Origin of the sequence: Pseudomonas sp. Fl4BN1, from assembly GCF_009908285.1 — a bacterium.
Taxonomy (GTDB): Bacteria; Pseudomonadota; Gammaproteobacteria; order Pseudomonadales; family Pseudomonadaceae; genus Aquipseudomonas.
Genome location: NZ_JAAARM010000006.1, coordinates 127727 through 142944 on the forward strand (window position 1 = coordinate 127727; position 15218 = coordinate 142944).

General features: G+C 58.0%; 17 protein-coding genes. 9 read left to right on the plus strand and 8 right to left on the minus strand.

What is annotated here, in order from left to right:
* The first annotated feature begins 33 nt into the window (after positions 1 to 33).
* A complete protein-coding gene (gene ybaK, locus GV818_RS09150; RefSeq protein WP_161758350.1) occupies positions 34 to 504 on the plus strand; it encodes a Cys-tRNA(Pro) deacylase in 471 nt (156 codons plus the stop codon).
* Between the two features lie 120 nt (positions 505 to 624).
* The gene (locus GV818_RS09155; protein ID WP_161758351.1) at positions 625 to 1407 is read left to right on the plus strand and encodes a PhzF family phenazine biosynthesis protein; all 783 of its coding nucleotides are present in this window, start codon (positions 625 to 627) and stop codon (positions 1405 to 1407) included.
* A 74-nt stretch (positions 1408 to 1481) separates the two neighbouring features.
* Here GV818_RS09155 and GV818_RS09160 read toward each other — a convergent pair whose 3' ends face one another.
* Entirely contained in the window at positions 1482 to 2591 is a 1110-nt protein-coding gene (locus GV818_RS09160) for an ABC transporter ATP-binding protein (RefSeq protein WP_161758352.1), read from the minus strand.
* The gene (gene argF / locus GV818_RS09165) at positions 2588 to 3508 is read right to left on the minus strand and encodes an ornithine carbamoyltransferase (protein WP_161776391.1); all 921 of its coding nucleotides are present in this window, start codon (positions 3506 to 3508) and stop codon (positions 2588 to 2590) included. The genes GV818_RS09160 and argF overlap by 4 nt, the downstream gene beginning before the upstream one ends.
* Before the next feature lie 415 nt (positions 3509 to 3923).
* On the opposite strand from argF, the gene GV818_RS09170 reads away from it, so the two are divergent.
* The 3 genes from GV818_RS09170 (at position 3924) to grxD (ending at position 6893) form a co-directional block, all read left to right on the plus strand.
* Positions 3924 to 4214, plus strand: coding sequence for a hypothetical protein (locus tag GV818_RS09170; RefSeq protein WP_161776392.1), 291 nt, complete (start codon positions 3924 to 3926; stop codon positions 4212 to 4214).
* A 135-nt stretch (positions 4215 to 4349) separates the two neighbouring features.
* Positions 4350 to 6458 (plus strand): molybdopterin oxidoreductase family protein, encoded by a 2109-nt coding sequence (locus GV818_RS09175; protein WP_161776393.1) that lies wholly within the window; start codon positions 4350 to 4352, stop codon positions 6456 to 6458.
* 96 nt (positions 6459 to 6554) lie between these two features.
* Positions 6555 to 6893, plus strand: coding sequence for a Grx4 family monothiol glutaredoxin (gene grxD / locus GV818_RS09180; protein ID WP_025129648.1), 339 nt, complete (start codon positions 6555 to 6557; stop codon positions 6891 to 6893).
* Positions 6894 to 7099: 206 nt separating this feature from the next.
* Here the strand turns inward: grxD and bfr are convergent, their stop codons facing one another.
* Together bfr and GV818_RS09190 are read right to left on the minus strand one after the other, a co-directional pair.
* Positions 7100 to 7573 carry a bacterioferritin gene (gene bfr, locus GV818_RS09185; RefSeq protein WP_092311010.1) on the minus strand — a complete coding sequence of 158 codons (474 nt, stop codon included), beginning with the start codon at positions 7571 to 7573 and terminating at the stop codon, positions 7100 to 7102.
* Positions 7574 to 7785: 212 nt separating this feature from the next.
* Positions 7786 to 8004: a bacterioferritin-associated ferredoxin gene (locus GV818_RS09190; protein WP_161776394.1), complete on the minus strand. Its 219-nt coding sequence runs from the start codon at positions 8002 to 8004 to the stop codon at positions 7786 to 7788.
* Between the two features lie 323 nt (positions 8005 to 8327).
* On the opposite strand from GV818_RS09190, the gene GV818_RS09195 reads away from it, so the two are divergent.
* A complete protein-coding gene (locus GV818_RS09195) occupies positions 8328 to 8930 on the plus strand; it encodes a peroxiredoxin (protein WP_020298582.1) in 603 nt (200 codons plus the stop codon).
* Positions 8931 to 9000: 70 nt separating this feature from the next.
* Here the strand turns inward: GV818_RS09195 and rnt are convergent, their stop codons facing one another.
* Both rnt and pyrC read right to left on the minus strand, forming a co-directional pair.
* Entirely contained in the window at positions 9001 to 9672 is a 672-nt protein-coding gene (gene rnt / locus GV818_RS09200; protein WP_015636816.1) for a ribonuclease T, read from the minus strand.
* Positions 9669 to 10715: a dihydroorotase gene (gene pyrC / locus GV818_RS09205; RefSeq protein WP_161776395.1), complete on the minus strand. Its 1047-nt coding sequence runs from the start codon at positions 10713 to 10715 to the stop codon at positions 9669 to 9671. The genes rnt and pyrC overlap by 4 nt, the downstream gene beginning before the upstream one ends.
* Before the next feature lie 153 nt (positions 10716 to 10868).
* On the opposite strand from pyrC, the gene GV818_RS09210 reads away from it, so the two are divergent.
* From GV818_RS09210 to GV818_RS09220, 3 genes are all read left to right on the plus strand, one after another.
* A complete protein-coding gene (locus GV818_RS09210) occupies positions 10869 to 11783 on the plus strand; it encodes a flagellar protein MotY (protein ID WP_161758358.1) in 915 nt (304 codons plus the stop codon).
* Between the two features lie 129 nt (positions 11784 to 11912).
* Positions 11913 to 13130, plus strand: coding sequence for an argininosuccinate synthase (locus tag GV818_RS09215; RefSeq protein ID WP_161758359.1), 1218 nt, complete (start codon positions 11913 to 11915; stop codon positions 13128 to 13130).
* Positions 13131 to 13511: 381 nt separating this feature from the next.
* On the plus strand, positions 13512 to 14138 hold the full coding sequence (locus GV818_RS09220) for a response regulator transcription factor (protein WP_161758360.1): 627 nt from the start codon (positions 13512 to 13514) through the stop codon (positions 14136 to 14138).
* A 150-nt stretch (positions 14139 to 14288) separates the two neighbouring features.
* On the opposite strand, the gene GV818_RS09225 is transcribed toward GV818_RS09220, so the two are convergent.
* Positions 14289 to 14468, minus strand: coding sequence for a PA3496 family putative envelope integrity protein (locus GV818_RS09225; RefSeq protein WP_161758361.1), 180 nt, complete (start codon positions 14466 to 14468; stop codon positions 14289 to 14291).
* Positions 14469 to 14575: 107 nt separating this feature from the next.
* Positions 14576 to 15214 carry an endonuclease III gene (gene nth, locus GV818_RS09230; RefSeq protein ID WP_161758362.1) on the minus strand — a complete coding sequence of 213 codons (639 nt, stop codon included), beginning with the start codon at positions 15212 to 15214 and terminating at the stop codon, positions 14576 to 14578.
* Positions 15215 to 15218: the final 4 nt, after the last annotated feature.

Genomic DNA, 15218 nt, shown 5'->3' on the forward strand with positions numbered 1-15218 from the left:
TTTTTTCCTCTTCATCCATCGCCTGGAGCTGTCATGACCCCCGCACTGGACCTGCTGAAAAAAGTTCGCGCCGAACATCGTATCCACAGTTACGAACATGATCCCAAGGCAGCGTCTTATGGCCTGGAGGCAGCGGAGAAGCTCAACCTCGATCCGGCGCAGGTGTTCAAGACGCTGCTGGCCTGCAGTGAAAAGGGCGAATTGCTGGTGGCGGTGGTGCCGGTCGTCGGAAGTCTTGATCTGAAGGCGCTGGCCCAGGCGGCCGGGGTGAAAAAGGCTGAGATGGCTGATCCGGCCGCCGCCCAGCGTGCCACCGGTTATCTCCTGGGGGGGATCAGCCCGCTAGGGCAGAAGAAACGCCTGCGGACCTTTATTGATAACAGCGCACAACCGTTCGCCAGCATTTTCGTCAGTGCCGGCCGTCGTGGTCTGGAGGTGGAGTTGGCAGCTGCTGTGCTGGCCGAACATACGCAGGCGAAGTTCGCCGATATCGGGCGTTCTTGAGTCGAAGTGTCGGCGGTGGATCAGGCCGCTGCTGTATGCAGGAAAATCTTCCCTTCTGTGTCTGTCGCGTTCCTTGTCCCGGGGCCCATGCTGGCGCTCGACTGTTCAAGGAGAAAGGTTATGCAGCTTGAGTTTCATCAGATCGATGCGTTCAGCGATCGACCATTCGCCGGCAATCCGGCGATGGTTTATCGGCTCGAGTCATGGCTCAGTGATGAGTTGATGCAGCAGATCGCTGCCGAGCACAACCTGGCGGAAACCGCCTTTGTAGTGCGCGAGGCGCAAGGCTGGCGCATCCGCTGGTTCACCCCGGCGACTGAGGTGCCCTTGTGCGGGCATGCCACCTTGGCCAGTGCCTACGTATTGTTCGAAATTTATGAAGAGTCGGCGCAACGCATCGAATTTCTCAGTCGCTCCGGGCCGTTGAGTGTCACCCGGGAGGGCGGGCTGCTGTGGCTGGACTTCCCCCTGCGCAGTCCTGGCGGTCAGGCTGGATTGGAGGTAGTGGCGCAGGCGTTGGGTACCAAGGTGGTCGAGTTGCTGGGAGCCAATGAGTTATTGGCGGTGCTGGAATCCGAGCAGGCGGTGCGCGAGTGCCGACCGGACATGGCGGCATTGGCCAAGCTGCCTTGGCCAGGGGTGATTGTTACCGCCCGAGGCGACAAGCATGACTTTGTCTCGCGTTATTTTGCCCCGGCCATCGGCATCGATGAGGACCCTGTCACGGGTTCGACCCATTGCTGCCTGACGCCATACTGGGCGCAGCAGTTGGGCAAGCAGCAGTTGAGTGCTTATCAGTGCTCCGCGCGGGGTGGTGCCTTGTTCTGTCGGCTGGAAGGCGAGCGCGTGAAGATCGGTGGGCATGCCCGATTGATCGCGAGTGGGCATTTACATCTGCAATGATCGGCCGGGACTTTCGTCGGCAAGCCGACTCCTACGTGCGGTGTTGTAGGAGCAGGCTTGCCAGCGAGGCGTGCTCAGTGAGCGCTGCTGTAGCGGCGCACTCCTGAGTCGCTGGCGGGAATCTGCGCCGCCGTGCTGCCCGAGGCCTGGAACAGCACCAGGTGTTCCGCGGCGACCCGGATCCCTACGTCCGCACCAACCTGGTGATCTGCATGGCTCGGGAAGATCGACTCCAGCTGGCTGCCGGTAGGCAGTTGCAGGCGATACAGGGTCGAGGCACCAAGGAAAGTCTTGCCGACGATACGCGCTTTCAGGCCACTGTCCGGCGCATAGACAATATCGTCAGGGCGCAGCAGCACGTCCACCGCGCCGCCGGCCGGCCAGGTGTAGGCCCGGTTGCCTTGCAGCATGCCCAGTTCGGTCTGTACCGATTCCGGGCTGCTCAACTGACCGCGAATGAAGTAGCCCTGGCCAATGAAGCTGGCGACAAAGGGCGTCTGTGGTTCGTGGTAGAGGTTATAGGGCGTGTCCCACTGCTCCAGGCGACCCTCCTTGAACACCCCTACCTGATCACTCACGGCAAAGGCTTCTTCCTGGTCATGGGTCACCAGGATCGCGCTGGTGCCACGGGCCTTGAGGATGTCACGCACCTCGTGGCTGAGCTTGCGTCGCAGCTCGCCGTCAAGATTGGAGAACGGTTCGTCGAGCAGCAGCAGTTGCGGTTCCGGTGCCAGGGCGCGGGCCAGGGCCACTCGCTGCTGTTGGCCGCCGGACAACTCGTGGGGAAAGCGCTTTCCGAGATTCTTCAGGTTGACCAGCTCCAGCAACTCGCCAACCACCCGATCTTTCTGTGGGTGCTTGCGGATACCGAAGGCAATGTTGTCTGCCACGCTCAGGTGCGGGAACAGGGCGTAATCCTGGAACACCATGCCGATTCGACGCTTCTCCGGTGCCAGGGTGAAGCCAGCGCTGGAAATGGTCTCGCCAGCCAGCTGGATTTCACCTTCATGCACCGGCTCGAATCCGGCGATGGCGCGCAGGGTAGTGGTTTTGCCGCAGCCGGATGAGCCCAGCAGGCAGCCAATATCCCCGGCATTGAGGTGCAGGTTGAGGTTCTGCACTACCCGTTGGTCCTGGTAGCCGCACGCCAGATTGCGCAGGTTCAGCAGTAATGGCTGGCTCATGCGTGGTGGTACGCCGGCTCGACGAGAAACTCGAGCAGGGCCTTCTGTGCGTGGAGGCGGTTTTCCGCCTGATCCCAAGCCACCGAGCGAGAGTCGTCCAGCAGGTCAAGGCTGATTTCCTCACCGCGGTGGGCGGGCAGGCAATGCATGAACAGCACGTCCGGCGCCGCCAGGTCGAGCAGGGCGCGGTTCACCTGGAACGGTGCGAACAGCTTCAGGCGCTTGGCGGTCTCTTCTTCCTGGCCCATGGAGGTCCAGACGTCAGTACTCACCAGGTGGGCTCCGGTTACGGCTTCGCGAGGATCGCGGACAATGATTACACGATCGCCGGCCTTGGCTATGAACTCTGGGTTCGGCTCATAACCTTCCGGGCAAGCGATACGCAGTTGGAAGTCGAATTGGATGGCCGCTTCTATATAGCTGTTGCACATGTTGTTGCCGTCGCCAATCCAGGCCACGGTCTTGCCCTGGATCGAGCCGCGATGCTCGAGGAAGGTCTGCATGTCGGCCAGCAACTGGCACGGGTGCAAATCGTCGGACAGGCCATTGATCACCGGTACGCGGGAATTGGCCGCAAACTCGGTCAGGGTGCTGTGGGCAAAGGTACGGATCATCACCGCGTCGAGCATGCGCGACATGACGATGGCGCAATCGCCGATGGGCTCGCCACGTCCCAGTTGGGTGTCCCGTGGCGAAAGGAAGATGGCTTGGCCGCCGAGCTGGATCATGCCGGCTTCGAAAGACAGCCGGGTACGGGTCGACGACTTCTCGAAAATCATGCCAAGCACACGATTTTTCAAAGGCTCGAAGAGTACGCCGCGGTTACGCAGGTCCTTCAGCTCGATGCCTCGACGAATCACACTGACCAGCTCTTCGGGCGTGCAATCCATCAGGGAGAGAAAGTGCCTTGCGCTCATCATTAACTACCTTTTTGCAACGGACCGCAGATTCTCAAAGCCTTGTTTAATCGAACAACGGGCTGGACCTGCGGCGAAAGCCGCACGGGGCGACGAAATAGGGGAAGGCGCGATCTTATAATTAAATGTCGCGTCTTACCAATAGTGCTACAGCGATTATGGGCATTCAGAGAGGCCAGGACGCGAATGCGCTAGCACTTTTGAGACCGGTTTCCAGGCAGCAGCCAGGCATTTGTACACTGCCCCAACGCGGCTTGGCAATCGAGCGAGGCGGTGGCAGTGCGGTTGCGGTCGTTTTCTGACCTGTGGGCCGAGGGGGGGGGGCTGAGTATTCTGCGAGTTGCCAGACTGAAATATTTCCTAATGCAAAGTGCTGAGGTTATAAAGATCAATCGGCAGTAGGGAAGCGTGTGCAATGGAGTCCAAGGAGCAACAACTGATGACGCTGTTGGGGCTCACGGCCCGCACGCTCACCGACATGACCGCCTCAATGACGGCGTTTTCTTTCGAGCTGTTGCGCAGCGAGGATCCCGTCACTTGTGCCGCGGCGCGCAAGATGATCGACCGGATGATGACCCTGAGTGCCGGTCTGGATGAGCACTGGCGATTGCTCGCCGAGCTGTCCGGGGTGTATGCGGAACAAGGGCCCATCGACTCGACAGTGCAAATCTCCTCGGACGGTGCACCGAGGTTGCCCTCCAATTGAGCACTGCGATCATGGCCAAGGGTGATGGCTGTGAATTCATATGGCGAACGTCGCTGGTGTCCGCTGGAGGCAGCCGCCATAGTTTTTGCTCCCAGCGACCGCATACGGGTCGCCATCAAACAATAGAGACTGGCCATGACCAAGACTCTCCATCACCGTGCCTGCCATCTGTGTGAAGCTATCTGCGGCCTGTCCCTGGAAATCACCGAAGAAGAGGGCAGCGGCCCACGCATCACCTCGATCAAGGGTGATCCCCAGGACAGCTTCAGTCGTGGTCATATCTGCCCCAAGGCGGTGGCCTTGCAAGATATCCAGAATGATCCGGATCGCCTGCGCCAACCGGTGCGGCGTGTCGGCAATGAGTGGCAGCCGATTGAGTGGGATGAGGCTTTTGCCCTGGTAGCGGAGCGTCTGGCGAGTATCCAGGAGCGTCATGGCAATAACGCGGTGGCAACGTACCAGGGGAATCCGAGTGTCCACAATTATGGATTGATGACCCACAGCAACTATTTTCTGGGGCCGCTCAAGACCCGCAACCGCTTCTCGGCCACTTCGGTCGATCAACTGCCGCAGCACCTGACCAGCTACTTGATGTACGGCCACGGTTTGCTGCTGCCGATTCCCGATATCGACCACACCGATTTCATGCTGATCCTGGGCGGCAATCCCCTGGCGTCCAACGGCAGCATCATGACCGTGCCAGATGTGGAGAAACGCCTGAAGGCAATCCAGGCCCGTGGCGGCAAGGTGGTGGTGGTTGATCCGCGGCGCAGCGAAACGGCGGCGATGGCCGATCAGCATCTGTTCGTCCGCCCGGGCGGTGATGTGGCTTTGCTGTTTGGCCTGCTGAACAGCATTTTCGAGGAAGGACCGACCCGCGACAGTCACCTGCAGGTAGACGGTCTGGCCGAGGTGCGCCAAGCCATTTCCCGCTTCACTGCGGAAGCCATGAGCCCGCTGTGCGCCATTCCGGCAGCGCAGATTCGCCAGTTGGCGCGAGAGTTCGCCTCGGCGGACAAGGCGGTTTGCTATGGCCGCATGGGGGTCTCGACTCAAGCGTTCGGTACGCTGTGCCATTGGTTGCTGCAACTGCTCAATCTGGTTACCGGCAATCTTGATCGGGTGGGCGGGGCTTTGTGCACCTCGCCGGCGGTGGACCTGGTGGCAGCGACGTCTGGTGGTCATTTCAATGTCTGGCAGAGTCGGGTTTCCGGGCTGCCGGAGTACGGCGGCGAACTGCCGGTGTCGGCACTGGCCGAGGAAATGCTCACCGAGGGCGATGGGCAGGTGCGTGCCTTGATCACAGTGGCGGGCAACCCAGTATTGTCCACGCCCAATGGTCGACAGTTGGAGCAGGCTCTGGAGGGGCTGGAGTTCATGCTCAGCATCGACTTGTACATCAATGAAACCACCCGTTATGCGGACCTGATTCTGCCGTCCACCTCGGCCCTGGAGAACGATCACTACGACACCACCTTCAACCTGTTCGCGGTGCGCAATGTCAGCCGCTTCAACCGGGCAATTCTGCCCAAGCCCGAAGGTGCATTGCATGATTGGGAGATATTCGTTGGCTTGGCCAAGGCGTTTGCTGCAAGAACCGGCAGTCCGCTCAAACCGACCATCGCGCCAGCGCAAATGATCGATATGGGCTTGCGAGCCGGACCCTACGGGGATGCTTCGACGCTCAAGCTGTCGCTGGCGACTTTGGACCAACATCCGCACGGCATCGACCTTGGAGCGCTGCAGCCGAATTTGGCAGCACGCTTGAAGACTGAGAATCGGCGGATTCAGGCCGCACCGGCAGCGATCATGGCTGACCTTGCACGGTTTGCCGCTCTGCGTGCACCGCAGGAGGATGAATTGCTGCTGATTGGGCGGCGACATGTGCGCAGTAACAATTCCTGGATGCATAACTATCACCGTTTGGTGAAGGGCAAGCCCCGTCACCAGTTGTTGATGCATCCGGAGGATCTGGCCCGCCGAGGTCTGAGTGATGGCCAGCGGGTGCGGATCAGCTCCCGGGTCGGTGCGGTGGAGGTGGAAGTGTTGGCCAGCCGCGAGATGATGCCGGGAGTGGTCAGCCTGCCCCATGGCTGGGGGCATGGACGGCCAGGCGTCCACATGGCGATTGCCACGGAGCAGCCTGGCTGCAGCGCCAATGACCTGACTGATGAGCGCCAGCTCGATGTGTTGTCGGGGAACGCGGCGTTGAACGGGGTGCCAGTCAAGGTGGCGGCGGCCTGAGATGTCTGTCGGAGAGGCCGAGCAGGGCGCTCAGGATTCCGTTACAATGCGCCACCGTGCCGACAACAGAGTCGGAAAGTTCAGCCGAGGTGTTCCATGGATATCATCGAAACTATTAAAGAGCAGATTGCCAACAACACCATTCTGCTTTACATGAAAGGCTCGCCGAATGCCCCGCAGTGCGGCTTCTCTGCGAAAGCCGCTCAGGCCGTAATGGGCTGTGGTGAGAAGTTCGCTTACGTGGACATCCTGCAGAACCCGGAAATTCGCGCCAACCTGCCCAAGTACGCCAACTGGCCAACCTTCCCGCAACTGTGGGTGGGTGGTGAGCTGGTTGGGGGCAGCGACATCATGGCTGAAATGTTTGCCAACGGTGAGTTGCAGACCCTGGTCAAGGCCGCCGCCGAGAAAGCCGCTGCCAAGACCGAGGCCTGAGTCTCGTTGCGCTGTAGGAGCAGCGGGGCAGTGTCCCGCTTGCCGGCGAAGAAGTCCTGAGAATCTTCAAAGTCCTTTTGTCATTCTCAGGATGTTCCATACGCGCATTTGCTCCTGCTTTTTACGTGAATATATCCGCGTAATAAAAAAGCCCCGCCTCTCTTACGAGGGCGGGGCTTTTTATCGCCGGAGCTTTACGAGTTAACTTACTCGTCACCCATTTGCGATTGCAGATAGTTCTCGATACCAACTTTGTCGATCAGGCCAAGTTGAGTTTCCAGCCAGTCGATGTGTTCTTCTTCGGATTCAAGAATATCTTCCAGCAGTTCACGACTGCCGAAGTCACCTACCGATTCACAGTGAGCGATGGCGACCTTGAGGTCCGCATGGCCGGTACGCTCGATGCGCAGGTCACACTCGAGCATTTCCTTGGTGTGTTCGCCGATGTGCAGCTTGCCCAGGTCCTGGACGTTCGGCAGGCCTTCGAGGAAGAGGATGCGCTTGATCAGCTTGTCCGCATGCTTCATCTCGTCGATGGACTCGTGATACTCATGCTTGCCCAGTTTGTTCAGCCCCCAATCTTCATACATGCGCGCATGCAGGAAGTACTGATTGATCGCGACCAGTTCATTGGCAAGGATTTTGTTGAGGTGCTGGATGACTGTGATGTCGCCTTTCATGATGGGGTCCTGCCCTGTATTTAGTGGAACATGGGCAGAGTCTGAGCTGCACAAACATTACTGTCAAACCTAAGTTATTGAATAATATATGAAAATTAATCGGAATAAGAATGTTTGTGTTCCGCGTTTTGTCTCTAAGCGATTGAATTACAGGCATAAAAAAACCGGACGCTAGGTCCGGTTGTTTGAAACAGTGCTATTTATTCGCTAAATCAAGCAACATTAAATTCCACGGGATAGGGAATGGCTGCTTGGCTGCTCTGCAATTCGGTCAGGGTATCGCGGACCACTTGTTTGGCCAGGCATGCACATTTTCCGCATTGGCTGGCAACGCCTGTTGTCTGACGCACTTCGCGGTAGCTGCAGCAACCTTCATAGATCGCTTCGCGAATTTGTCCGTCGGTAACACCGGTGCAGAGGCAGACATACATAGGATGAGAACCGTCGCTGGTTAGGGCTCAATTGCGATGGATCTTAATGTTAACGAGAATGATTGTCAAAGTGGTTTCGGCGGTGTTTGTTGCAGTTTCTTTCTGGGGTGACGAACGGTTTCGTTGGCGATAATGACAGATCAATCGCATTTTCCACTTTGTGGGCCAGCCTGGCGAAAAACCGTTAAGGACAGCTCAAAAACGCGGTGTATGATGGTCGGTCCTTGCGAAGTGGGGTCAGGTCACAGAGCTGTCGCAACCGCGTGGCAGACTCGAGGCCAATCCCCTTCTTCTATTACTACGTCCACACCAGGAGATCTCCAATGAGCGTACTCGTAGGCAAACAAGCCCCTGACTTCACCGTACCGGCCGTTCTCGGCAATGGCGAAATCGTCGACAGCTTCACCCTGTCCTCGGCCATCAAAGGCAAATACGGCCTGGTGTTCTTCTACCCGCTGGACTTCACTTTCGTTTGCCCGTCCGAGCTGATTGCTCTGGACCACCGCATGGCCGACTTCAAGGCACGCAACGTTGAAGTGATCGCTGTTTCGATCGACTCGCACTTCACCCACAACGCCTGGCGCAACACCCCGATCAATGCCGGTGGCATCGGTCAGGTTCAATACATCATGGCCGCTGACATGAAGCACGACATTGCCAAGGCCTATGACGTTGAATCCGAAGGCGGCGTGGCTTTCCGTGGCGCATTCCTGATCGACGACAAAGGCGTGGTTCGTTCGCAGATCATCAACGACCTGCCGCTGGGCCGTAACATGGAAGAGCTGATTCGTCTGGTCGACGCTCTGCAATTCCACGAAGAGCACGGCGAAGTCTGCCCTGCCAACTGGAAGAAAGGCGACAAGGGCATGACCGCTTCGCCAGAAGGCGTTGCTGCATACCTGAGCGAGAACGCCGGCAAGCTGTAAGCCTGGTGTCACGCATAAAAAAACCGGCCTAAGGGCCGGTTTTTTCATGGGCGCGATTTGGCGACTGAATTCAGTCGTCGAAGTCTTGCCAGCCGCCCATCTGCTTCCAACGGTTGACGATGCCGCAGAACAGTTCGGCGGTCTTCTCGGTGTCGTAGCGAGCCGAATGAGCCTCGCGACCGTCAAAGTCGATATCCGCGCTCTGACAGGCCTTGGCCAGTACCGTCTGGCCGTAAGCCAGGCCGGCGAGGGTTGCCGTGTCGAAGCTGGAGAACGGGTGGAACGGGTTGCGCTTCATGTCCAGGCGCGCAACGGCTGCGTTGAGAAAGCCCAGATCGAAGCTGCTGTTGTGGCCCACCAGAATGGCACGTTTGCAGCCATTGGCCTTCAGCGCCTTGCGCACACCACGGAAGATATCGGTGAGGGCAGTTTCTTCGCTGACAGCCATGCGCAGGGGATGGTCGAGCTTGATCCCGGTAAATTCCAGGGCAGCCGCTTCGATGTTCGCGCCTTCAAAAGGCTCGACCCGGAAGAAGTAGGTATGTTCAGGAAACACGAACCCCTTTTCATCCATGCCGATAGTCGTTGCGGCAATTTCCAGCAGGGCGTCGGTTGCCGAGTTGAAACCACCGGTTTCAACGTCGACGACTACCGGCAGGTAACCGCGAAAGCGTGCCGCCATGGGGTGGCGAGGACCGCCGCTGTTACCTTCTTGTTCGTCGTCGAAATGGTCGTCACTCACGAGTGATCCTCCAGCAGGCGCCAGCGCAGTTTTTCTCCGGCGCGCAGCGGAATGACAGTCAGCTCACCGAACGGCAGGCTAGCGGGGGCGGTCCATTCTTCACGAACCAGGGTAATGCGATCAGTGTTGGCCGTCAGGCCATAGAAACGTGGGCCATTGAGGCTGGCAAACGCTTCCAGTCGGTCCAGGGCATTGCGCTGTTCAAACGCCTCAGCGTAGAGCTCGATCGCGGCAAAGGCGCTGTAGCAGCCGGCACAACCGCAAGCGGCTTCCTTGGCATGCTGGGCGTGGGGCGCCGAGTCGGTGCCGAGGAAGAACTTCTCACTGCCGCTGGTGGCTGCATCCAGGAGGGCTTCCTGGTGCGTGTTGCGCTTGAGAATCGGCAGGCAATAGAAGTGCGGACGAATACCGCCCACCAGCATGTGGTTGCGGTTGTACAGCAAGTGGTGCGCGGTGATGGTGGCGCCAACATTGGTCGAGGCCTCCTTGACGAACTGCACCGCTTCACTGGTGGTGATGTGCTCGAAGACCACCTTCAGGCTGGGGAAGCGCTCGACCACACGACGCATATGCTCGTCGATGAAGATCTTCTCGCGGTCAAAGACATCCACATCGCCGCGGGTCACTTCACCGTGGATCAACAGCGGCAGGCCGACTTCGGCCATGGCTTCGAGCACCGGAAAGATCGTGTCGATGCTGGTCACGCCCGAATCCGAGTTGGTGGTCGCGCCGGCCGGGTACAGCTTGGCCGCGTGCACGAAACCACAGGCCTTGGCTGCGCGGATCTCGTCCGGTTGGGTGCGGTCGGTCAGGTAGAGCACCATCAGCGGCTCGAAGCGGCTGCCGGCCGGCCGCGCAGCGAGAATGCGCTGGCGATAGGCGTCGGCTTCCACGGCGTTGCGCACCGGAGGTACCAGGTTAGGCATGATGATGGCGCGGCCAAAGGTGCGCGCGACATCTGCGACTGTATTGGGCAACACGGCCCCATCGCGAAGATGAATATGCCAGTCGTCGGGACGCAGCAGGGTCAGGCGGTCGGACATTGGAGGTTCCAGGCGGGTAAAACTCGAGGGAATGCTACCGGAAAAGACTCTTCCAGGCACTCGCTATCAAGTTTTGCGACGAGCAACCGATATCCCGAAGGTATGGTGAATTAATGCCTGCCGATTTTTTAGTACACGTCAGTGGAGCCTCCCGTGCGCCAGCGTTATCTAGCCTTGCTCAGTGTGTTTGCCAGCCTGCCCGCGATGGCTCTCACTTTCCAGACTCGCCTGGAGAGCATTGAGTGGACGGTCGAAGGCGATAAGTTCGAGTGCCGGCTGATTCAACCCGTCACCGATTTCGGTTCCGGCGAATTCGTTCGTCGTGCCGGCGAGCAGGCGATTTTCCGTCTCAAGAGCTTCAACCCGATGCAGGCGGGTGGTTCGGCGACCTTGCTCGCTGCAGCCGCTCCCTGGCAGCCGGGGCGTGGCGATATCAACCTCGGTGCGGTCAAGGCCGGTTCTGAGGGCGTGCTGTTCAACAGCAACCAGATGCAGGCCGGACGCTTGATCATTGGCCTGCTGGAAGGGCGCAGTCCGGTGGTCCGGCATTTCTCCCGTGAGGGCGGTGTGTCCGAAGTGCGTCTGTTGCCGGTGAAGTTCAGCAAGGCCTATAGCGATTATCAGGGGTGCATGGCCAAGCTGCTGCCGATGAACTACGAGCAAGTGAAACAGGCCGAGATCGGTTTCCCTGGTGGTGGCATTGACCTGGATGCGCGAGCCAAGGCCAGGCTGCAGGTCATGGTGGACTTCATCAAGGCGGACCCGACGGTCAATCACGTCGAGTTGGACGGGCACTCTGACAACAGTGGCAACCGCCTGACCAATCGTGACTTGTCCCGCCGCCGAGCTTTGGCGGTGATGGAGTTCTTCAAGGCCGCCGGCCTGGCCGAAAACCAGATCGTGGTGCGCTTCCACGGCGAGCGCTATCCCCTGGCGCCCAATACCAATGCCGCGAACCGGGCCAAGAATCGCCGGGTAAATGTGCATCTGGAACGGGTCGCCCCTACCGAAAAACCGGCTCCGGCGCCTCAGGCCGCCTCCGGTTCCAGCGCTGCGGCGACTTCCTGATACGGCTGTCGTCGTCGCGCGCTCGACATAATCTGTCGCCTGGTCGTCTTAAGCTGTCGCGCCTCTGTAAATTATCCGCGTGGATCGGTAGACTTGGCGGCTTTCCGTACAACCCCGTGGAGTGATGGCATGGCCGACGTAAACAAGGTCGTTCTCGCGTATTCCGGCGGCCTGGACACTTCGGTGATCCTCAAGTGGCTGCAGGATACTTATAACTGTGAAGTAGTGACTTTCACTGCTGACCTGGGTCAGGGCGAAGAAGTCGAGCCTGCACGTGCCAAGGCGCAAGCCATGGGCGTGAAAGAGATCTACATTGACGACCTGCGTGAAGAGTTCGTGCGCGATTTCGTTTTCCCGATGTTCCGCGCCAACACCGTTTACGAAGGTGAGTACCTGCTGGGTACTTCCATCGCTCGCCCGTTGATCGCCAAGCGTCTGATCGAGATCGCCAACGAAACTGGTGCTGATGCCATTTCCCATGGCGCCACCGGCAAGGGCAACGACCAGGTTCGTTTCGAGCTGGGTGCCTATGCCTTGAAGCCAGGTGTGAAGGTTATCGCTCCATGGCGCGAGTGGGACCTGCTGTCCCGCGAGAAGCTGATGGACTATGCCGAGAAGCACGGTATCCCGATCGAGCGCCACGGCAAGAAGAAGTCGCCGTACTCGATGGACGCCAACCTGCTGCACATCTCCTATGAAGGCGGCGTGCTGGAAGACACCTGGACCGAGCACGAAGAAGACATGTGGCGTTGGACCGTCTCTCCGGAGAACGCTCCTGACGCCCCGCAGTATCTGGAACTGACCTATCGCAACGGCGACATCGTTGCACTGGACGGCGTCGAAATGACTCCGGCTACCGTGCTGGCGACCTTGAACCGCATCGGTGGTGAACACGGTATTGGTCGTCTGGACATCGTCGAGAACCGTTACGTGGGCATGAAGTCCCGTGGCTGCTACGAGACTCCTGGCGGCACTATCATGTTGCGTGCCCACCGCGCCATCGAGTCCATCACCCTGGACCGTGAAGTGGCTCACCTCAAAGACGAGCTGATGCCCAAGTACGCCAGCCTGATCTACACCGGCTACTGGTGGAGCCCGGAGCGTCTGATGCTGCAACAGATGATCGACGCCTCCCAGGCCCACGTGAACGGTGTGGTTCGCCTGAAGCTGTATAAAGGCAATGTGATCGTTACCGGCCGCAAGTCCGATGAATCGCTGTTCGATGCCAACATCGCCACCTTCGAAGAGGACGGCGGCGCCTACAACCAGGCGGACGCAGCAGGCTTCATCAAGCTCAACGCCTTACGCATGCGTATTGCGGCGAACAAGGGTCGGACTCTGGTCTGATTGTTGAGAGCGTTAAAGGAACCCCGCGATAAGCGGGGTTTTTTTTGCCTCGGTTAATTCAAATTTCAGTTGGTTGTACGCGAGGCAAATTGAAGATGACTTTGTTGAATGTGCTGCTGTTATTTGTCAGCGACTAAGATTGGCTATTGAAGCTTTTGATTTTTAGCTAAGTTTTAGTACGAAAAGTAGCTTCTTTAGTGATTAATCTTAAGCGTTCTCCAGAGTAAGCGACCTTTATCTAAATTATTTTGTAAGGCAATTCGGTATTGTTTGTAAGGAACGTCCTCGTAGGCCCGTAACCCCCTGAGACGCAGTGTCAGAGTCACTTCTCTGCGGTATTGTGCTGGCTCTAAAAATAACTCTCAGGACTTGGATGGACCTATGAAAAGAGTATTGATCGTGGATGATCACCCTGTTATTCGCTTGGCTGTGCGCATGTTAATGGAGCGTCATGGCTTTGATGTAGTAGCAGAGGCAGACAACGGCATGGATGCATTGAAGTTAGCTCTTGAGCATGTTCCCGACATCTTGATCCTGGATATCGGGATTCCACAGTTGGATGGTCTTGAGGTGATAGCCCGTCTGATGTCCAAGGCCCCACCGATTAAAGTCCTGGTTTTGACCCTTCAGCTTCCTGGGCCCTTTTCCATGCGCTGCATGCAGGCCGGGGCTGCCGGCTATGTGTGCAAGCAGCAGGATATTACCGAGTTGATCAGTGCAGTACGGGCGGTACTGGCGGGTTACAGCTATTTTCCCAATGAAGCGCTACACACCTTTCGATCGAGTCAGGGCGCCAGCAGCGAGGAAGAAATGATCGAGTTACTTTCCGGTCGTGAGTTGGTCGTATTGAAGCAACTCACCAATGGCATGAGTAACAAGGAGATCGCCGAAGGACTGTGTTTGAGCAACAAGACTGTCAGTACTTACAAGCGTCGACTGCTCGCCAAGCTCAATGCCCGTTCATTGGTTGATCTGATCGAGTTTGCCCAGCGTCATCAGTTGGTGTGAGTGTTTGCTGGGCTATTGCCCTGAAGCGCTAGCGCTGGATGGGCTACCGCTTCAGCGCAGGCATGGCCGGTCAGCCCTGAAGGCTGATCGGTCAGACTTCAACCGGTTGGGGAGGCACAAAAAAACCTCCGATGGGAGGTTTTTCTGCTGCTAGAGATCAAAGTCGTAATCGGCCAGTTGCTTTTGCAAACGCCGTTCTTCCAGAAGATTGTCGATAGTACGGCGCTTGCTCAGGTTGGTTTTCGCCACCTCGACTACGGGTTCGGAATCATCTGTTTCAGCCGCGATGAAGTCGTCTTCTACGTCCAGTTGTTCTTTGCCAGTGCTCATAGGGTCAACTCCAGGCTAAGACTGCCATTGGCGCTCCTTATAGCGATATTCTCCTGGCGGGTAAAAAAGATTTTTTCAATCGACTCATCAGAAAAATCAATGCTCAGTCAATCGTCAGAAGTCTTTTGCTTGTATTCGCACAGGTCTTCGATTCGACAGGCGCCGCAACGCGGCTTGCGTGCCACGCAGACATAGCGACCGTGCAGGATCAGCCAGTGATGAGAGTCCAGCAAAAACTCCTTGGGCACGAACTTCATCAGTTTCTTTTCAACCTCTACCACGTCCTTTCCGGGCGCCAGCCCGGTGCGATTGCTGACGCGGAAGATATGCGTGTCCACAGCCATGGTCAGCTGTCGAAATGCCGTGTTGAGCACCACATTGGCGGTCTTGCGCCCGACACCGGGCAACGCTTCCAGTTCTTCGCGGGTCTGCGGCACTTCACCATTGTGGCGTTCCACCAGCAAGCGGCAGGTCTCGATGACGTTCTTCGCCTTGCTGTTGTAGAGGCCAATGGTCTTGATGTATTCGGACAGGCCCTCGACCCCCAGGGCATGAATAGCCGCCGGTGTATTGGCCACGGGGAAGAGTTTGGCGGTCGCCTTGTTGACTCCGACGTCGGTCGATTGCGCCGAAAGAATGACTGCGATCAGCAACTCGAATGGCGAGGAGTAGGCCAGCTCGGTTTTCGGCTCGGGGTTGTCTTCGTGAAGTCGGCGAAATATTTCCAGACGTTTGGCGGCATTCATGGGT

Coding starts and splice junctions, on each gene's coding strand:
- ybaK (WP_161758350.1), top strand. CDS start 34: ATGACCCCCGCACTGGACCTGCTGAAAAAAGTTCGCGCCGAACATCGT.
- GV818_RS09155 (WP_161758351.1), top strand. CDS start 625: ATGCAGCTTGAGTTTCATCAGATCGATGCGTTCAGCGATCGACCATTC.
- GV818_RS09160 (WP_161758352.1), bottom strand. CDS start 2,591: ATGAGCCAGCCATTACTGCTGAACCTGCGCAATCTGGCGTGCGGCTAC.
- argF (WP_161776391.1), bottom strand. CDS start 3,508: ATGAGCGCAAGGCACTTTCTCTCCCTGATGGATTGCACGCCCGAAGAG.
- GV818_RS09170 (WP_161776392.1), top strand. CDS start 3,924: ATGGAGTCCAAGGAGCAACAACTGATGACGCTGTTGGGGCTCACGGCC.
- GV818_RS09175 (WP_161776393.1), top strand. CDS start 4,350: ATGACCAAGACTCTCCATCACCGTGCCTGCCATCTGTGTGAAGCTATC.
- grxD (WP_025129648.1), top strand. CDS start 6,555: ATGGATATCATCGAAACTATTAAAGAGCAGATTGCCAACAACACCATT.
- bfr (WP_092311010.1), bottom strand. CDS start 7,573: ATGAAAGGCGACATCACAGTCATCCAGCACCTCAACAAAATCCTTGCC.
- GV818_RS09190 (WP_161776394.1), bottom strand. CDS start 8,004: ATGTATGTCTGCCTCTGCACCGGTGTTACCGACGGACAAATTCGCGAA.
- GV818_RS09195 (WP_020298582.1), top strand. CDS start 8,328: ATGAGCGTACTCGTAGGCAAACAAGCCCCTGACTTCACCGTACCGGCC.
- pyrC (WP_161776395.1), bottom strand. CDS start 10,715: ATGTCCGACCGCCTGACCCTGCTGCGTCCCGACGACTGGCATATTCAT.
- GV818_RS09215 (WP_161758359.1), top strand. CDS start 11,913: ATGGCCGACGTAAACAAGGTCGTTCTCGCGTATTCCGGCGGCCTGGAC.
- GV818_RS09220 (WP_161758360.1), top strand. CDS start 13,512: ATGAAAAGAGTATTGATCGTGGATGATCACCCTGTTATTCGCTTGGCT.
- GV818_RS09225 (WP_161758361.1), bottom strand. CDS start 14,468: ATGAGCACTGGCAAAGAACAACTGGACGTAGAAGACGACTTCATCGCG.
- nth (WP_161758362.1), bottom strand. CDS start 15,214: ATGAATGCCGCCAAACGTCTGGAAATATTTCGCCGACTTCACGAAGAC.